Here is a 16,977-nt window from a genome sequence, read left to right as displayed (position 1 = left end):
TGCTCTAGGCACGGATAATGGGCGCGAGGACACGATCCCGCGCAGGAAGCGGAAATACACATGAGCGACACGAAATCCGGCGACGACAAGACGCTGAGCGTCACCCCGAAGAAGACCTTGAGCCTCAAGCCCGGCGGCAACGCCTCGCCGGCGACCGTACGCCAGAGTTTCTCGCATGGGCGTACGAACAACGTCGTCGTCGAAACGAAGAAGCGCAAGTTCTCCAAGCCCGAGGACGCGGCCAAGCCCGCTGCTCCCGCCGCTGGAGCCGCAGCGCCGGCCGGTGCGACCGCGCGCCCCGCGCTTACGCCCGCCCAGCAGGCGGCGCTGGCTCGTGCCGCTGAAAACCCGCAGGCGCCCGTTCCCCCGGATGTGCCGCTCGCCGCCAAGCCGGCCGCTCCGGTGGCGGAAGCCGCCGCGCCCGCGCCCACCCCTGTTGCAGAAGCCCCCGCGCCGGCCCCGGCTGCGAGCGCGCCTGCGCCTGAACCCGTCAAGGCCGAAGCGCCCGTCGCTCCAGCTCCGCAAGCCGAACCCGTGGCTCCGGCCGCGCCGGTGGCAGAGGCTCCGTCCGAGCCGGTTGCCGCCGCCGCTGCGCCTGCGCCCACTCCCGTTTCCCCGCCCGAACCGCCAAGAGCCGACACCCTGAAGCCGACCGCCCCCGAATCCACCAAGGCCGCACAGGCCCCTGCCGCTCCGGCCCCCACCGGCGCCGCGCGCCCGGCTACGGGTGCCCCCGCGCGCCCCGGTCAGCCCGCGGGCCGCACCGACGGCCATCGTCCGGCCGGCTCGCAGGGCGCAGCGCGCCCCGGCCAGCCTGCGGGCGCGCGTCCCGGTCAGTCCGGCGCTTACGGCCAGCAACGCCCCGCCCAGGGCCCGGCCGGTCAGCAGCGCCCCGGTCAGCCGGGACGTCCCGGTCAGCCGCAGGGCAACCGTCCGGGCGCTCCGGCGCAGAACGCGGCCCCCGGCGCGAAGCAGCCGCGCGGCGCGGTCCTGTCGGACCTGTCGTCCAAGGAAATGGATGCCCGCCGCCGCGCGCTGATTCTCGCGCAGCAGCGCGAGGTCGAAGACCGTCGCCTGTTCCAGATCGAGGAAGCGCGCCGCGTCGCCGAGGACGAACGTCGCCGCGCCGAGCGTGAGGAATCCGAGCGCCGTCAGGCCGAGGAACTCGCGCGCGTCGAGATGGAAGCGGCTGCCCGCAAGAAGGCCGAAGAGGACGCCGCTCGCCGCGCCGCCGCCCGGCCGCAGACCACGGGCCGCGCCAAGCCGGCCGAGGTCATCCCCGGCCCGCCGCCGGTGGACGATGGTCTGGGCCTGCGCCCGGCCGGCCGCACCGACCTCACCAAGAAGACCCGTGCGGACGACGAGGACGATCGTCGCGGCCCCGCCGGCGCGCGCCGTGGCCCTCCAGGCCGCACGCCCGTCGTCGAGGCGCCCAAGCCGACGCGTTCGCGCACCGGCGACGACCGTCGTGGCGCTGGCCGCGTCAATGTCGAGCGCGCCCTGTCGGACGAAGACGCGCGCGGCCGCTCGCTTTCCTCGATGCGTCGCCGTCAGGAGAAGTTCAAGCGTTCGCAGCAGAACCAGCAACGTGAGAAGATTTCCCGCGAAGTGATCATCCCCGAGACCATCACCATCCAGGAACTCGCCAACCGCATGTCCGAGCGGGCGGTGGACGTCATCAAGTATCTGATGGCGCAGGGCCAGATGATGAAGCCCGGCGACGTGATCGACGCCGATCTGGCCGAAATCATCGCGACCGAATTCGGCCACACGCCCCGCCGCGTGGCGGAGTCGGACGTCGAAACCGGCATCTTCGACGTCGCCAGCAATCCCGAGAAGCTCGTCTCGCGTCCCCCGGTCGTCACGATCATGGGCCACGTCGATCACGGCAAGACCTCGCTGCTCGACGCGATCCGCAAGACCAGCGTCGTTTCGGGTGAAGCCGGCGGCATCACGCAGCATATCGGCGCCTATCAGGTGGAGCGGGACGGTCACCTGATCTCCTTCATCGACACGCCGGGCCACGAGGCGTTCACCGCCATGCGTGCTCGCGGCGCTCAGGCGACCGACATCGCGATCCTCGTGGTGGCGGCCGACGACAGCGTCATGCCGCAGACGATCGAGTCGATCAGCCATGCCAAGGCGGCCGGTGTGCCGATCATCGTGGCGATCAACAAGATCGACAAGCCCGGCGCCGACGCTCAGAAGGTGCGCACGAACCTCCTCCAGCATGAGGTGTTCGTGGAATCCATGGGTGGTGAAGTGCTCGACGTCGAGGTTTCGGCCAAGGCCGGCACCAATCTCGACAAGCTGCTCGAAGCCATTCTCCTTCAGGCCGAAATCCTTGATCTCAAGGCCGATCCCGAGCGCACCGCCGAAGGCGTCGTCATCGAAGCGCAGCTCGATCGTGGCCGTGGCCCGGTTGCGACCGCGCTGGTCCAGGCCGGTACGCTCAAGCAGGGCGATATCGTGGTGGCCGGCGACCAGTGGGGCCGCGTGCGCGCCCTGGTGGACGACAAGGGTCGCCAGCTGAAGACGGCCGGTCCTTCGACCCCGGTCGAGATCCTCGGTATGCAGGGCACGCCGCTGGCGGGCGACCGCTTCGCCGTGGTCAAGGACGAGGCGCAGGCCCGCGAGATCACCGAGTACCGCCAGCGTCTGACCCGCGACAAGGCCGTGGCCAAGTCCGCCGGCCAGCGCGGCTCGCTCGAGCAGATGATGATGACGCTGCAGGATTCGGGTCTCAAGACCTTCCCGCTGCTCATCAAGGGCGACGTGCAGGGTTCGGTCGAGGCCATCAACGTGGCGCTCGAAAAGCTCGGCACCGACGAAGTGCAGGCTCGCATCGTCCATTCGGGTGCCGGTGCCATCACCGAGTCCGACGTTCAGCTGGCCGCGACCTCCAAGGCCGCGATCATCGGCTTCAACGTCCGCGCCAATGCGCAGGCCCGTCAGGCCGCCGAGCGCGAGGGCATCGAGATCCGCTACTACAACATCATCTACGATCTGGTGGATGACGTGAAGCAGGCGATGTCGGGCCTTCTCTCGCCGGAGCGCCGCGAGACGTTCCTCGGCAATGCCGAGATCCTGGAGGTCTTCCAGATCACCAAGGTCGGCAAGGTCGCGGGTTGCCGCGTCACGGAAGGCAAGGTCGAGCGTGGTGCGGGCGTGCGCCTTATCCGCGACGGCGTGGTCATCCACGAGGGCACGCTCAAGACGCTCAAGCGCTTCAAGGACGAAGTCGCCGAAGTGCCGGGCGGTCAGGAATGCGGCATGGCCTTCCAGAACTACGACGATATCCGCGTCGGCGATATCATCGAAAACTTCCGCGTGGAGCACATCGCCCGCTCGCTGTAAGGCAAGGGCGATCGGGGGCCGGTTCGCCGGTCCCGCTTCTCGGCGAACCCGCTCGGCGTCTGCGTGGCGCATGGTGCGATCGGCGGGATCGATAGGGAAACCGGCGCGCCCAAGGGCGGCCATAGTTTCCAGCGAAGGATGATGAGGCCCGGCGGCGACGCCGGGCCGTTCTCTTCGTGTGGATCGAAACGGCCGGTCTCCGAGCGAGACGGCCAGGACGTCGCTGAGCTCGAAACTCTCCGTTCGAACCGGTGCGGTCGCTCCCCTTGGGCGCGGCCGATGGCGCAGCGTTGCAAGAGGCAAACATGGCTAAGCATGCCAATACCCCCAAGGGGCCGTCGCAGCGTCAGCTGTCGGTCGGCGAAAAGGTTCGCCACGCGCTGACCGAGGCGCTTCAGCGCGGCGATCTGCGCGATCCGCTTCTGGAGCGCGCCGTCGTGACCGTGTCGGAAGTGCGCATGTCGCCCGACCTCAAGCTCGCGACCGCCTACATCACGGTTCTCGGCCAAGCCGAGCTGAAGCCCTTCGTGGACGCCCTGAACGGCCACGCGAAATATCTGAGGGGGCGGCTTTCGCCGGCCCTTCGGCAGATGAAGTACATGCCCGAGGTTCGCTTCCGCGAGGACGACAGTTTCGACAATTACGCCCGGATCGACGCGCTTCTGCGCTCGCCCGACGTGATGCGAGACCTGGAGGAAACCGACGGCCGGGACGATAACGAGGAAGAACGCTGATGGCACGGCGCGGCAAGAAGCCGAAGGGGCGCCCGATTTCGGGCTGGGTGATCTTCGACAAGCCGGTGGGCATGGGCTCCACCGAGGCGGTCGCCAAGATCAAGTGGTTGTATTTCGCGCAGAAGGCGGGTCACGCCGGAACGCTCGATCCGCTGGCGTCCGGCATGCTGCCGATCGCGCTGGGCGACGCCACCAAGACCGTTCCCTTCGTGATGGACGGTCGCAAGACCTATCGCTTCGCGGTGACCTGGGGTGCGGAAACCACGACCGACGACACGGAAGGCCCGGTGACGAACACGTCCGACCGCCGTCCGACGCGAGCCGAGGTGGAAGCTCGCCTGCCCGCCTATATCGGCGAGATTTCGCAGGTTCCCCCGGCCTTCTCCGCTATCAAGATCGATGGCGAGCGGGCCTATGATCTGGCCCGCGCCGGCGAGGCCGTGGAGATCGCAGCCCGCACCGTGACGGTCCACAAGCTGGACATCGTCTCGATGGACGAGACGACCACCGTGTTCGAGGCCGATTGCGGCAAGGGGACTTATGTCCGCTCGATCGCGCGCGACCTCGGCCGCGACCTCGGCTGCTTCGGCCATGTCACGGAGCTGCGCCGCATCCGCGTCGGCGCGTTCGACGAAGACGATCTGATCACGTTGGACGACCTGATGGACGCCGCCGAGGACGGGCTGGAAGAGCTCGACCAGGAAGCGATCGATTCGGGTGCGCGCCCGCGCGTCGTGCGCTTCCAGGCGCTGGACGAGTTCGTCTTGGATGCTGCGACCGCGCTGTCGGACCTCTACGAAGTCGCGCTCAGCGACGATCAGGCGGGCCGCGTTTTGTCGGGCAATCCCGTGCTTCTGCGCGGGCGCGATGCGCCGGCCTTCTGCGAGGAAGCCTATGCGACCGGCCATGGCCGGCTCGTCGCACTTGGCTCGATCGATCAGGGCGCCTTCCATCCCAAGCGTGTCTTCGGCGGGCGCGGCTGATCGCCGCCACGCCACGGAGGCAACCATGCTCCGCCCGGTCGCTTTAGAAGCGGCCGGGTTTTTTGTGGCCTGGGCTTTGGAAAGAGGGAACTGGGCATGAGGATCGACCCGCAGGCGCAGGCGGTGCTGGACGAGATCGCGGCCAGATCGAAAGGCCAGCCGATGCCGCGCAACGCAGCCGAAAAGCTGGCGCAGGCGCGCGCCGACACGGCCTCGCTCGTTCGCTTCTCAGCCGCGCCCCCTGCCGGCGTCGAAGTCGCGCACGGTGAAGCGCCAGGGCAGGGCGGACATACGATCCCGCTGCGCCTGTATCGCCCTTCCGGCGCGTCCCGCGTGCTTCTGTGGTTTCACGGCGGCGGTGCGATCGCGGGCTCGCTCGACACGCACGAGGCCCCGCTCATGGCGCTCGCCGAGCGCACCGGGCGGATCGTCGTGTCGGTTGGCTACCGTCTGGCTCCCGAAGCGCGCTACCCCGCTCAACACGAAGACTGTTTCGACGCTGCGCGTTATGTCGCCGAGGGCGGTCTCGGCTTGCCAACTGAGAACTGGGCAATCGGCGGAGATTCGATCGGCGGTCTTTATGCGACGGCCACGGCCCATGCGCTGCGCGAGGAGGGCGTTCGCCCGCTGCCGCAGGCGCAGATCCTGCTCTACCCCAACACGGATCTTCGCGACACGCGCACCCATGCGTCACTGGAGGAGAACGAGGGGCGGATCATGACGCGCGCCTCGCTCCATTACGAAGCCGATCAATCCGTGCCGCGTCATGCCGACCGGCTGAAGCCCCATGTCTCGCCGCTCATGGCGGACGATCTCGCCGGTCTGCCGCCCTGCTTTTTGGCCATCTGCGAGGCGGACCCGCTGCGCGACGAGGGCGACGCCTATGGCGACGCGCTGGAGACGGCGGGCGTGCCGCTGGATCGCCGTCGCTATGCCGGCATGATCCATGCCTTCCTTCAGATGAACGGCCGGATCGATCGGGCCGGTCAACTCCTGGGCGATATCGCGGCCTTCCTGAAGCCGCGCTGAATGCGTCCGACAGACCTGCGGTTCGAGGACGGGCGCCGGGTGCCTGCCCGTCCTTATGTAGGAGAACCGCGCCGTTGAATGGGGATCGGCGAGCCCTCGCGCCAGTCCGAGGGCGGACGACAAACCGACCGACAAGGCCTTTCGATAGACCCTACAAACGCCCACCGACCTCATCGAGATGGGCCAGCATATCGGCGGGGTCTTCATAAACGCGATAGGCGCCGGCGCGCTCCAGCTCGCCCGCGCCATAGCCGCCGCACAGGAGGCCGACGCCAAGGGCGCGGCAGCGCTGAGCGGCCAGCATGTCCCAGATGGAATCGCCCACCACCATGGCCGTTTCGATGGGGCGGTTCAGGCGCTCGGCGGCGGCCAGAAACAGGTCGGGGTCGGGCTTGGCGTATTTGACGAGATCGCGCGTGATGACGGGAACCTCGTTCGGATCGACATCCAGCGCCGCGAGATTGTGAGCCGCCGTCTCCATCCTTCCGCTGGTCGCGATGGCCCATGCGATGCCGGCCTCGGTCAGCGTGCGCAGCAACGCGCGCGCGCCGGGCAAGGGGCGGATACGCGGGGCCTGCCGGCCATAGGCGTCGGCATGGCGATGGCGGAGGCGCTCCAGAAGCTCTGGGCTGATGTCGGTGTTGGTCTCGCGCAGGAGCTGGTTGGTGAAGAGCCCGCCGCTCATGCCGATCTTGCGATGGATGCGCCAGACCGACAGGTCGATGCCCTCGGCGTCCAGCGCCTCCTGCCAAGCGAGAACATGATGATAGACGCTGTCCACCAGCGTTCCGTCGAGATCGAAAAGGAAGGTCGGCTCGATCCGCATGGCAGGGCCTTTCGCTCGGGGGCTGGAGCCTCGCGGCAAGGTGAGGCGCGCGAGCCTAGTCCTGGCTCCATTCGTCCAAAGAAAGTGCGGGAGCGGGGCGGGTCAAGCGTCTGGCTGAGCTGGAAACGTTGGACGGCCTCTCTTCGGCAGGAAGAGGCTGGAGAACGAGAGCGCTTTTCTCCACGCTCCGATGGCAGTCCCGCGCCCTTGCTGGTCCGCTCGAAGACGCCATTTCGCGTGATGTCGATGGGACCGACTTTTCATCGCGCGGAAAGGAATTTAGGAACGTGCGATCGCGCTCGGCGCCTGATGGGACATCGATGGTCAAGAACGTGTCACCCGGAGGCTTGTTGGAGCCGAGCGAGCGCGAACGTGCTCGGCTTGCGGCGCTGGCCGCCTATGGCATTCTCGACACGCCGCCCGAAGAAGGGTTCGACGACATCGTTCTTCTGGCGCGCAGCCTGTGCAGCGCGCCCGTGGCGTTGGTCAGCCTCGTGGACCGGGACCGCCAATGGTTCAAGGCGCGCTCGGGGTTCGAGCCGCAGCAGACGCCGCTCAGCCAATCCGTCTGTATCCATGCGCTTGGCGGCGAAGGGCTGCTGGTCATTCCCGATCTGACGAAGGATGCGCGCACGTCGGCCAACACGCTTGTCACGGAAGACCCGTTCCTGCGTTTCTATGCCGGCGCGCCCTTGATCACGCCATCGGGCGAAGTGCTCGGCTCGCTATGCGTCATCGACCATGCGCCACGGCCCGAAGGCTTGCGCGAGGGCGAGGCGAGCGCGCTTCTAGCGCTGGCCCGGCAGGTGATGAGCCAGATGGAACTGCGGCGGGCTGTCCAGGAGCGAGATCGTGCGCTTCTCCAGAAGCGCCAGGGCGATCTTCGCCATCGGCAGATTCTGGACAGTGCGCTCGACCACGCGATCCTGTCGCTCGATCTCGGTGGCCGGATCACGGCCTGGAGCCGGGGGGCGGAAGCGCTCTGGGGCTGGGGTGAAGACGAGGCCCTGGGCCGGGAGGCCGATTTCGTCTTTCGCCAAGCCGGACTGTCGCTGCCCATGCCCCCGATCTCCGTTGTTCTGGATGGCGCCAGCACGGGAGCCTTGTCGGAAGGCTGGCGTCAGCGCGCGGACGGCACCCGCTTCTTCGCTTCCAGCCGCATCACCCCGCTTCTGGACGATGGCGGGGTGCGCACAGGCTGGGTCGTCATCGTCAGCGAGCGGACGGTGGAGCGTCGGCGTGAGGATCGGCTGACGCTTCTGGCGGAAGCCTCCTCGGCGCTCCTGTCCAGCCAGGAGCCGAGCGAGACGCTGGCCTCGGTTCTGGGCGCCGGCGCGGGCCCGATCGGCTTCGACGAATGCTACCTGTTCGAGGTGGCGGAAGACGGGTGCCATCTTCATCTGGCGCAGGGCATCGGCCTCGACCCTTCCTTACGCGAAAGCCTCAGCCATGTGCCGCGAGAGCGCCCGCTCTGCGGGATCGTGGCCGAGACGGGAGAGCCGCTCATCCTGTCGGGCCTCTTGGGCGATGGCGAGCCGCGTCATGCGATCGCGCGCGAAGTCGGCTTCGACACCTATGCCGGCTTTCCGATCATCAGCAAGAAGCGGGTGCGCGGCGTCATCTCCTTCAGCCGGCGGGACGCCGCACCGTTCGACGCCGAAACGCTGGTCTTCTTCGCAACGCTCGCGCGCTTTGCCTCCGTGGTGCACGAGCGCATCGACGCCGAGCGCGAGCTGCGTGCGAGCGAAGCCAAATGGCGCGGCCTGTTCGAGGAGTTGAACGATGGTTTCGCGGTGGGGCGCATCGTGCGCGACGCGGGCGGCCGGATGTTGGATCTGCGCTACGAGGCGGTGAACCGCGCCTGGTGCCAGATGGCCGGCCGCCGGCCGGGCGAGGTGGCAGGCCGGACGCTGCGCCAGATCTTTCCCCAGTTAGCGGCCGAATGGATGCTGGATTTCGTGCGTGCCGAAGAAACCGGCAACGCCGCGCGGTTCACCCGCTCGATCGAAGCGCTCGGCCGCTCCTATGACGGCGTGATGCAGATCACGGAAGGCGACGGTTTCGCCATTCTCCTGACCGAGGTCACGCACCGGGCCAAGGCCGAGGCGCATCGCGACGCGCTTGCGCGGATCGGCGATCTCCTGCTTCTGGTCGAGGACGAAGCGGAGATGCTGGACTGTGTGACGGGGCTTCTCGGCCGCACGCTGGATGTCGCCGCCGTCGCCTATGCCCATCCATCGGACAATGGAACGGCCCTGCTCATTCTGCGCCAATGGCGACGGGAGGCGGAAGCGGGCGCCATCGAACCCCAGGGCGCTCTGGTCGAGCCGGAGGCGCTGGAACGGCTCCGTCGAGGGGAGGGGCTGGTCTTCCAGGAAGGTGAGGGCGGCTCCACCATCGATCATCCGGTGATGGAGGACGGACGGCTGACGGCGGTGCTGCATGTCGGCGATATCAGCGCGCGCCGCTGGAGCGAAGAGGAAATCGCCTTCGTGCGCGATGCGGCCACGCGCATTCGCGCCGCGCTGGAACGCCGGCGCGTGGAAAGCCTCTTGCGCGACAACGAGAAGCGCCTTCTGACCCTCGTCCAGACCATGCCGGTCGGCGTGCTTCTGGCCGAGGCGCGCAGCGGGCGGCTGATCGCCAGCAACCGGCGCATGGAGGATATTCTGGGCCGGCCGGTCGCCAGCATTCTGCCGGCGGCCGATCTTGGCTTCGTTGCCTTCGACGGCGAAGGTCTGAAGATCGGCGTCGAGCGCTTTCCGCTTTGGCGCATGTTGAACGGCGAGGCCGATCGCGCCACGCTTGAAGCGCATCTGGAACGCCCCGACGGCAGCCGGGTGTGGATCGAGTTCCTGGGCGAGGCCATCCATGATGCGACGGGGCGGCTGCGCGGCGCGGTTCTCTGCGCCACCGACATCGAAGACCGCAAGCGCGCCGAAGCGCAGCAGCGGGTTCTGGCGCGCGAGCTGTCGCACCGTCTGAAGAACACACTGGCCGTGGTGCAATCGATCGCCTCGCAGACGCTGCGTTCGGCGCCCGACATCGAGACCGCGCGCGGCACCCTGTCCCAGCGCATCCAGGCCCTATCGAAGGCGCATGAGATTCTGCTGATCGGCCAGCGCGACGCCGGCTCGGTGGAAGCGATTCTGCGTAGCGCCCTGGAGATTCACGACGCGGCCGGCCAGATCGCGCTGTCCGGGCCCGACCTTTTCGTGGGTCCGAATGCCGCGTTGTCACTGGCGCTGATCACCCATGAACTGGCGACCAACGCGGTGAAATACGGCGCCTTGTCCGTCCCCGAAGGCCGCGTGGACGTCGTCTGGCGCAGGATCGCGGGCGATGAAACGCGCGAGCCGAGCTTCGAGCTGCTCTGGCGCGAGCGAGGGGGACCACCCGTCACCCCGCCCGCCCGCAAGGGCTTCGGCACCCGGCTCGTCGGCATCGGCCTGTCGCGCGCCGGGCAGGGCCAAGTCGAACTCGACTATGATCCGGCTGGGCTTTGCTGCCGGATCACTACTGTCCTGTCCGAACTCGCCGCCGATCAGGAGATGTGAGGCATGAGCCAGCGTCTTCTTGCCGATCCGGCCGCAGCCGTCGTGCTGCGCATCTGTCGCTCGTCGCCGGGCTTCATTCCGATCGTTGCGCGTGGGCAGGTCTATCCCGTGCGCGAGAGCGATATCGGAAACTATCCCGTTCATTCCGATCTGTCGGTCGAGGATTTCGTTCTGGGGCTCGAAGCCCTGGGATGCCACTTCTTTCGCGACTGGATGGACGATGTTTGCGTGCGCGAGCCCGAAAGCTTCCGCTCTCCCGTTTGGGCCACGCGCGCCCGGCAAATCCAGGCCTTGATGACCGATACGTGGGAGGGGCGTCGCACCGCCCTGTCGGATTATCTGCACGAGCAGGATGGGCTATCCGACGCAGATTGAAAGGGTGGCGTTCAATGGCGGACAGCCTCGCGCCTATGACGCAGGCTACGCATCCCAGCCGCCAAGGCCAGCTCGCGCCATACGATCGCTGGCCAATGCAGCGCCGCCGGAAAATCAAACTGATCCGCCGATGTTCGATTTCGAAGATGGAGAAGAGCGGGCTTCCCGGACTTGTCCGGTGAATTGGTGCCCAGGAAAGGACTCGAACCTTCACGCCTCGCGGCACACGGACCTGAACCGTGCGCGTCTACCAATTCCGCCACCTGGGCACGGGCGGACCAATAGGGGGCGCGGATCGTCTTGTCAATCCCGTCTCGATGCGTGGGAGAGGGCCATGTAAGACGCCAGCATTCGCGCTCGAAATGGCGGAGTATCCGCCAGACAATGAACAGCCGAACGCCGACGAACCGGCTTCGCATCATATCGAATTTTGGTGGGAAACCTCTCTGGCCTATAGCTCTTGAGAGGATTGGTGCCCAGGAAAGGACTCGAACCTTCACGCCTCGCGGCACACGGACCTGAACCGTGCGCGTCTACCAATTCCGCCACCTGGGCACGGGCGGACCAATAGGGGGCGGGCTTCGCGCTGTCAATCGTCTTTGCGACAGATCAGTGAAAGGACGTGCAGCTTGCGATGAGCCGGGCAGTGATGCCGCAGGGCAGCGGGTTTTGCGTCCTGTCTTCTTTTCCGATTCACGCATTGCCGCTAAAGCAGTTCGCGACAGATGAGCGAGGCGCGGACGAGGCTCCGGCTCCCCCTGAAGCGAGGCTATGCGGTCATGGAAGTCGATACGAAGAAGCAGATCACGGTGTTCGGGGGATCCGGCTTCCTCGGACGCTATGTCGTCCACGCGCTCGCCAAGCGCGGGCATCGCATCCGCGTCGCCTGCCGCCGCCCCGATCTCGCCTATCATCTGCAGATCGCCGGACGTCTCGGCCAGATCCAGGCCGTGCAGGCCAATCTGCGCTATCCCTGGTCGATCGACCGTGTGGTTGAAGGCTCCGACCATGTGGTGAATCTGGTCGGCATTCTCGCGGAAGTCGGCAAGCAGAACTTCACGCAGCTTCAGGCCGAAGGCGCGGGCCATATCGCGCAAGCCGCCGCCAAGCGTGGCATCGGCATGGTGCAGATGTCGGCGATCGGCGCGGATGCGCAGTCGCGCTCCGAATATGCGCGCACCAAGGCCGAGGGCGAAGCGCGCGTCTTCGCCGCGCGGCCGGATGCGGTGGTGCTGCGGCCGTCCATCATCTTCGGTGCGGAAGACCAGTTCTTCAACCGCTTCGCCAACATGGCGCGCCTGTCGCCCTTCCTGCCGCTGATCGGCGGTGGCAAGACGCTGTTCCAGCCGGTCTTCGTCAACGATGTCGCGCTGGCCGTGGCCGATGCGGTGGACGGTCTCGTGCCGGGCGGCAAGGTCTATGAGCTGGGCGGGCCGAATGTCCTGTCCTACCGCCAGATGATGGAGGAGATGCTGCGCATCATCGAGCGCCGCCGCCGCTTCATCGACCTATCGTTCAGCACTGCCGCTTCGCTGGCCAAGACGCTCGGCAAGCTGCCTGGCGCGCCGCTCACCACCGATCAGGTCGAGCAGCTCCAGCACGACAATATCGTCTCGGACGCGGCCAAGCGCGAAGGACGTACCTTCCAGGCCTTCGGCATTGCGCCGACCACGCTCGACGCCGTGCTGCCGAGCTATCTCGTGCGCTTCCGGCCGCAGGGCCAGTTCTCCAAGCCCCAGCCCCATGACGACCGTCCGGCCGAGGACGAGTCGCTGCCGGGCGACAAGGGCGTCGCCAAGGCTTGAGGTCCGGCGAAGAAAGTCGCGGATATGAAAAAAGGAGGGCGGGAGCCCTCCTTTTTTATTGGTCAATGGTGGCGAGGCTTAGCGCAGCGCCAGGAGGACGCCGATGCCGATCGAGCCGACGACGATGCGCCACCAAGCGAAGGGGGCGAAGCCGTAGCGCGAGACGAAGGCGAGGAGCGAGCGCACGACCACGAGGGCCGACAGGAAGGCCATGACGAAGCCGACGCCGATCGTCACGGCATCGGCCGAGTTCAGCGACTTGTAGTTCTTGAGAAGGTCGAAGGCGAAGGCGCCCGCCATGGTGGGCATGGCGAGAAAGAAGGAGAACTCGGCCGCCGAGCGCTTGTCCGTGCCGAGCAGGAGCGCGCCCGCGATGGTCGAGCCCGAGCGCGAGGTGCCGGGAATCATGGCAAGGCACTGGAACAGGCCGATCTTCAGGCAGAGCGACAGCGGATAGGATTCGATGTCCGTGTAGCGCGGCTGGCTGGGAATACGATCGATGATCAAAAGTGCGATGCCGCCGAGCAGCAGCGCCACGCAGATCACCATCGGCGTTTCGAACAAAACCTCCTTGATGAAATCATGCGCGATCACGCCGATCACCACGGCGGGCAGGAAGGCCACCAGAATGCCGGTGATGAAATGGCGCGAACGCGGGGAGGAGGGCAGGGTCGTGACGAGATGCCAGAGCTTGCCGAAATACACCGAGAGAACGGCGAGCACGGCGCCCAATTGAATGAGCACTTCGAATGTATTGCCGGTGGACTTGAAGCCCATCAGATCTCGGGCGAGAATCAGATGCCCTGTCGAGGACACGGGGATGAATTCGGTCAAGCCTTCGATCACGCCGAGGATCATGGCTTCGAAAATCTGGATAGTGTCCATCAAGGGTCCTGAAAGGCGGTCTGCCAGGCAGCGGCTGGGCCGGAATTCCGTCTGGGCGGGGCGGTCGGCAGGGCGCGCGACGAAGCTTTCGGCGCGATGACACCGCATCCCCCGTCTTGCGCATTCGAACGATTCGATTATGTGCTCGCCAAGATGCGGATCGCAACGATCCTTCACGATCCGCCAACGATTTCAGCCGTAGGGTTGCAGCCTTGCGGCGGTGCCGTCGTCCTTTTGGTCCGATCTGCCCGGAAGCATCGAGTTCCTCACCCTTCATGTTGACCCTCCATCATCATCCCATGTCCGCCGCCTCCCGCTTCGTTCGGCTGATTCTCGGCGAGTACGGCGAGCGCGCGGAGCTGGTGGACGAGCGTCCCTGGGAGCGGCGGCCGGAATTCCTGGCGCTGAACCCGGCGGCGACTGTGCCCGTTCTCGTCGAAGACAGCGGCCCCGGTATCGTCGGCGGCATGGTCGCGGCCGAATATCTCGATGAGACGCGCGGTGCGTTTCAGCGCGAGCGCCGGCTGCTCGCCGAAAAGCCCGCCGAGCGCGCCGAGATCCGCCGGCTCACCGAGTGGTTCCTCGGCAAGATGGATTCGGAAGTGACGCGCTATCTCGTGCGCGAGCGCATCTTCAAGCTGGAGATGCGCGCCAACGAGGGCGGCGGCTCGCCCGACGCCTCGGCGATCCGGGCCGCCCGCGCCAATCTGAAAAATCACATGCGCTATATCGGCTGGCTGGCGGAAAGCCGGAACTGGCTATCCGGCCCCAAGCTCTCCTATGCCGATCTTGCCGCCGCCTCGGCGGTCTCGATTCTCGACTATCTCGGCGAAGTCTCCTGGGAAGAAGAGCCGGCGGCCAAGGACTGGTACATGCGCATGAAGTCGCGGCCCGCCTTTCGGCCTTTCCTGGCCGAGCGCGTGCGCGGTCTGCCGCCCGCCGCCCATTATCCCGAACTCGACTTTTGACGCGTCGCAGAGGTTCGAAGCGCCTCCAGCGGATGACGATGATCTTCCCGCCCTGGCAAGGCGGGGCACTGGGAGCGTGACGCCCTTCGGGTGAGGTCGCGTTCAGGCCCGACGCTCTCGTTACGGGTTTTGCCCGCTGCCCATTCGGCGCGCGATCGCCTATATCGACGCCATGGCCGATCCGCTTTCCCTTTCCGCGCTGCGGCGCTTTCTGGACGAGGACGCGCGCCGCCTGGGCTTCTCCTCGCTCGGCGTCGCGCCGGCCCTCGATGAGGGCGTGAGCGGCACGCGGTTGGAGGCTTTCATCGCGTCGGGCTTCCACGGCACGATGGGCTGGTTGCCCGAGACGGCCGAGCGCCGCCGCTCCGTCAACGCGCTCTGGCCGGAAGCGCGCGCCGTCATCGTGCTGGGGCTGAACTACGGGCCGGATAAGAACCCACTCGATCTGCTTCAGCGACCCGATCGCGGGGCGATCTCCGTGTATGCGCGGCACCGCGACTATCACGACGTCATCAAGGGCAAGCTGAAGGAACTGGCGGGCCGCCTCGTTGCCCGCGCGGGCGTGCAAGCGGACGGGCAGCCGCATGATGTGAAGGTCTTCGTGGATACCGCCCCGCTCATGGAAAAGCCGCTGGGGCAGGCGGCGGGGCTTGGCTGGCAGGGCAAGCACACCAATCTCGTCTCGCGCACTTTCGGCTCCTGGCTCTTTCTAGGCTCGATCGCGACCACCATTCCCCTGGAGCCCGATCGGCCGGGGCAGGATCTCTGCGGCTCCTGCCGCGCCTGTCAGGATGCCTGCCCGACGCAGGCCTTCCCCGAACCCTACCGGCTCGATGCCCGCCGCTGCATCTCCTATCTCACCATCGAGACGCGCCGCCCGATCCCGCGCGAGTTTCGCGCCGCCATGGGCAATCGCATCTATGGTTGCGACGATTGCCTGGCCGTCTGCCCCTGGAACAAGTTCGCGCAGGAGGCAGCCGAGGCCAAGCTGCGAGCGCGCGAGGACTTGAAGGCGCCGTCGCTCGCCAGCCTTCTGGCGCTGGACGACGCCGGCTTTCGCGCGCTCTTCGCCGGCTCTCCGGTGAAACGGATCGGGCGGGACAAATTCGTGTCCAACTGCCTCATCGCGGCCGGCAACAGCGGCGACCTCGCGTTCGTGCCGCTCGTGACCCCGCATTTGAGCGATGCCGCTCCGCTGGTACGCGCCATGGCCGTCTGGGCGCTCGCCCAGTTGGTCGCGCCCGATCTCGCCTCCATGCGCGAAGCCGCGCGGACGCGCGAGGACGACCCGCTCGTGCGCGAGGAATGGGCCGCCACGATCGCGCTCCCGTCCGACATCTCTTCGCCTGCCTCTTCCGGAGACCTCACTCGATGATGCCAGCCGCCTCGACCCAGCCGCTCCGCGCCCGGCCTACGCGGCTCTTCGTCTTCGGCTGCGGCTATAGCGCCAAGCGCTTCGTGGAAGGGCTGGCGCGCGAGGACGTGTCGGGCGTCACCACCCGCTCGCCCGACAAGGCCCGGCAGTTCGCGAGCGCGGGTCTGGTGCCCTTCCTGTTCGACGGCACGGTGCCGGGGGAGGGGATCGATGCCGCGCTGGCCGAGACGACGCATCTTCTCATCTCGATCGCGCCCGGCCCCGAGGGCGATTCGGTGCTGCGCCATCATGGCGATGCGATCCGCTCGATGATGCCGGAGCTCGAATGGATCGGCTATCTGTCGACCGTCGGCGTTTATGGCGATCATGGCGGGGCGTGGGTGGATGAGACGACGCAGCTTCGCCCGGTCTCGCAGCGCTCGCGCGAGCGCGTCGAGGCCGAGGCGGACTGGCTACGTCTGGCGCGGGGGCGCGGCGTGCCGCTCTCGATCCTGCGCCTGTCGGGCATCTACGGGCCGGGGCGCAACGCGTTCGAGAATCTGAAATCGGGCAAGGCGCGGCGGCTGGTGAAACCGGGCCAGGTCTTCAACCGCATCCACGTAGACGACATCGCGGGCGCGCTGCGTCTGCTGGCCGCCCGCAACGAAAACGCCATCGTCAACGTGACCGATGACGAGCCCGCGCCGCCGCAGGATGTGGTCGCCTTCGCGGCCGAAATTGGCGGCTTCGACCTGCCGCCGGAGGTGGATTTCGAATCAGCCGATCTCACGCCGATGGCACGTTCTTTCTATGGAGAGAACAAGAGAGTGCGAAATCAAAGGCTCAAATCGCTCGGATACGAATTTTTTTTCCCGACCTTTCGTGAAGGGCTGGGGGCGCTGAAGCCCTGAGTCTCCGGGGATTCGATCACGGAGTATTTCGTAAAGATTTCAGTAATTTATTTTTCGTGATGGAACCGTCCCTTTTTGGCCTTTTCCGGCCTTCATTCCCACCGGATCGAACGGCGGGGGCCACGAGGGGATTTCGTTAAGGAATTCAATAGGCTCGGCCCGCGCGCGTATGAAACGGATCGGGTGCGGACTT

General features: G+C 66.8%; 12 protein-coding genes and 2 tRNA genes. 10 read left to right on the top strand and 4 right to left on the bottom strand.

Going from position 1 to position 16,977, the window contains the following annotated elements; genetic code table 11:
* Nucleotides 1-60: 60 nt before the first annotated feature.
* The 4 genes from infB (at nt 61) to AUL36_RS14505 (ending at nt 6,103) form a co-directional block, all read left to right on the top strand.
* Nucleotides 61-3,357 carry a translation initiation factor IF-2 gene (gene infB / locus AUL36_RS14520; protein ID WP_062221903.1) on the top strand — a complete coding sequence of 1,099 codons (3,297 nt, stop codon included), beginning with the start codon at nt 61-63 and terminating at the stop codon, nt 3,355-3,357.
* Nucleotides 3,358-3,662: 305 nt separating this feature from the next.
* Complete coding sequence (gene rbfA / locus AUL36_RS14515) at nt 3,663-4,091, top strand: 30S ribosome-binding factor RbfA (RefSeq protein WP_058633310.1); 429 nt, start codon at nt 3,663-3,665, stop codon at nt 4,089-4,091.
* Nucleotides 4,091-5,074: a tRNA pseudouridine(55) synthase TruB gene (gene truB, locus AUL36_RS14510; RefSeq protein WP_058633309.1), complete on the top strand. Its 984-nt coding sequence runs from the start codon at nt 4,091-4,093 to the stop codon at nt 5,072-5,074. The genes rbfA and truB overlap by 1 nt, the downstream gene beginning before the upstream one ends.
* A 96-nt stretch (nt 5,075-5,170) precedes the next feature.
* The gene (locus AUL36_RS14505) at nt 5,171-6,103 is read left to right on the top strand and encodes an alpha/beta hydrolase (RefSeq protein ID WP_062221900.1); all 933 of its coding nucleotides are present in this window, start codon (nt 5,171-5,173) and stop codon (nt 6,101-6,103) included.
* A gap of 151 nt (nt 6,104-6,254) precedes the next feature.
* Here the strand turns inward: AUL36_RS14505 and AUL36_RS14500 are convergent, their stop codons facing one another.
* Complete coding sequence (locus tag AUL36_RS14500) at nt 6,255-6,929, bottom strand: HAD family hydrolase (RefSeq protein WP_058602016.1); 675 nt, start codon at nt 6,927-6,929, stop codon at nt 6,255-6,257.
* Nucleotides 6,930-7,249: 320 nt separating this feature from the next.
* On the opposite strand from AUL36_RS14500, the gene AUL36_RS14495 reads away from it, so the two are divergent.
* A complete protein-coding gene (locus AUL36_RS14495; protein ID WP_062221899.1) occupies nt 7,250-10,486 on the top strand; it encodes a GAF domain-containing protein in 3,237 nt (1,078 codons plus the stop codon).
* Nucleotides 10,487-10,489: 3 nt separating this feature from the next.
* Nucleotides 10,490-10,861 (top strand): hypothetical protein, encoded by a 372-nt coding sequence (locus tag AUL36_RS14490; RefSeq protein ID WP_062221898.1) that lies wholly within the window; start codon nt 10,490-10,492, stop codon nt 10,859-10,861.
* A gap of 184 nt (nt 10,862-11,045) precedes the next feature.
* Here the strand turns inward: AUL36_RS14490 and AUL36_RS14485 are convergent.
* Both AUL36_RS14485 and AUL36_RS14480 read right to left on the bottom strand, forming a co-directional pair.
* Nucleotides 11,046-11,130: transfer RNA gene (locus tag AUL36_RS14485), tRNA-Leu, on the bottom strand.
* Between the two features lie 201 nt (nt 11,131-11,331).
* Nucleotides 11,332-11,416 (bottom strand) — tRNA-Leu (locus tag AUL36_RS14480).
* Nucleotides 11,417-11,640: 224 nt separating this feature from the next.
* Here AUL36_RS14480 and AUL36_RS14475 point away from each other — a divergent pair.
* On the top strand, nt 11,641-12,666 hold the full coding sequence (locus AUL36_RS14475; RefSeq protein ID WP_062221897.1) for a complex I NDUFA9 subunit family protein: 1,026 nt from the start codon (nt 11,641-11,643) through the stop codon (nt 12,664-12,666).
* Between the two features lie 78 nt (nt 12,667-12,744).
* Here AUL36_RS14475 and AUL36_RS14470 read toward each other — a convergent pair whose 3' ends face one another.
* Nucleotides 12,745-13,551 carry an undecaprenyl-diphosphate phosphatase gene (locus AUL36_RS14470; protein ID WP_058633328.1) on the bottom strand — a complete coding sequence of 269 codons (807 nt, stop codon included), beginning with the start codon at nt 13,549-13,551 and terminating at the stop codon, nt 12,745-12,747.
* A gap of 275 nt (nt 13,552-13,826) precedes the next feature.
* Here AUL36_RS14470 and AUL36_RS14465 point away from each other — a divergent pair, with 275 nt between their 5' ends.
* From AUL36_RS14465 to AUL36_RS14455, 3 genes are all read left to right on the top strand, one after another.
* Nucleotides 13,827-14,519, top strand: coding sequence for a glutathione S-transferase family protein (locus tag AUL36_RS14465; RefSeq protein ID WP_058602012.1), 693 nt, complete (start codon nt 13,827-13,829; stop codon nt 14,517-14,519).
* A 172-nt stretch (nt 14,520-14,691) separates the two neighbouring features.
* Nucleotides 14,692-15,894, top strand: a complete 1,203-nt coding sequence (queG, locus tag AUL36_RS14460) for a tRNA epoxyqueuosine(34) reductase QueG (protein ID WP_062221896.1) — start codon at nt 14,692-14,694, stop codon at nt 15,892-15,894.
* On the top strand, nt 15,891-16,784 hold the full coding sequence (locus AUL36_RS14455; RefSeq protein ID WP_062221892.1) for an SDR family oxidoreductase: 894 nt from the start codon (nt 15,891-15,893) through the stop codon (nt 16,782-16,784). Before queG ends, AUL36_RS14455 begins: the two co-directional genes overlap by 4 nt.
* Nucleotides 16,785-16,977: the final 193 nt, after the last annotated feature.

The organism is Aureimonas sp. D3 (genome assembly GCF_001463805.1).
In the GTDB taxonomy this organism is placed as follows: domain Bacteria; phylum Pseudomonadota; class Alphaproteobacteria; order Rhizobiales; family Rhizobiaceae; genus Aureimonas; species Aureimonas ureilytica_A.
Note: the sequence above shows the minus strand (reverse complement) of the source record. Positions and strands in the feature narration are given on the sequence as shown.

Coding starts and splice junctions, on each gene's coding strand:
- infB (WP_062221903.1), top strand. CDS start 61: ATGAGCGACACGAAATCCGGCGACGACAAGACGCTGAGCGTCACCCCG.
- rbfA (WP_058633310.1), top strand. CDS start 3,663: ATGGCTAAGCATGCCAATACCCCCAAGGGGCCGTCGCAGCGTCAGCTG.
- truB (WP_058633309.1), top strand. CDS start 4,091: ATGGCACGGCGCGGCAAGAAGCCGAAGGGGCGCCCGATTTCGGGCTGG.
- AUL36_RS14505 (WP_062221900.1), top strand. CDS start 5,171: ATGAGGATCGACCCGCAGGCGCAGGCGGTGCTGGACGAGATCGCGGCC.
- AUL36_RS14500 (WP_058602016.1), bottom strand. CDS start 6,929: ATGCGGATCGAGCCGACCTTCCTTTTCGATCTCGACGGAACGCTGGTG.
- AUL36_RS14495 (WP_062221899.1), top strand. CDS start 7,250: ATGGTCAAGAACGTGTCACCCGGAGGCTTGTTGGAGCCGAGCGAGCGC.
- AUL36_RS14490 (WP_062221898.1), top strand. CDS start 10,490: ATGAGCCAGCGTCTTCTTGCCGATCCGGCCGCAGCCGTCGTGCTGCGC.
- AUL36_RS14475 (WP_062221897.1), top strand. CDS start 11,641: ATGGAAGTCGATACGAAGAAGCAGATCACGGTGTTCGGGGGATCCGGC.
- AUL36_RS14470 (WP_058633328.1), bottom strand. CDS start 13,551: ATGGACACTATCCAGATTTTCGAAGCCATGATCCTCGGCGTGATCGAA.
- AUL36_RS14465 (WP_058602012.1), top strand. CDS start 13,827: ATGTTGACCCTCCATCATCATCCCATGTCCGCCGCCTCCCGCTTCGTT.
- queG (WP_062221896.1), top strand. CDS start 14,692: ATGGCCGATCCGCTTTCCCTTTCCGCGCTGCGGCGCTTTCTGGACGAG.
- AUL36_RS14455 (WP_062221892.1), top strand. CDS start 15,891: ATGATGCCAGCCGCCTCGACCCAGCCGCTCCGCGCCCGGCCTACGCGG.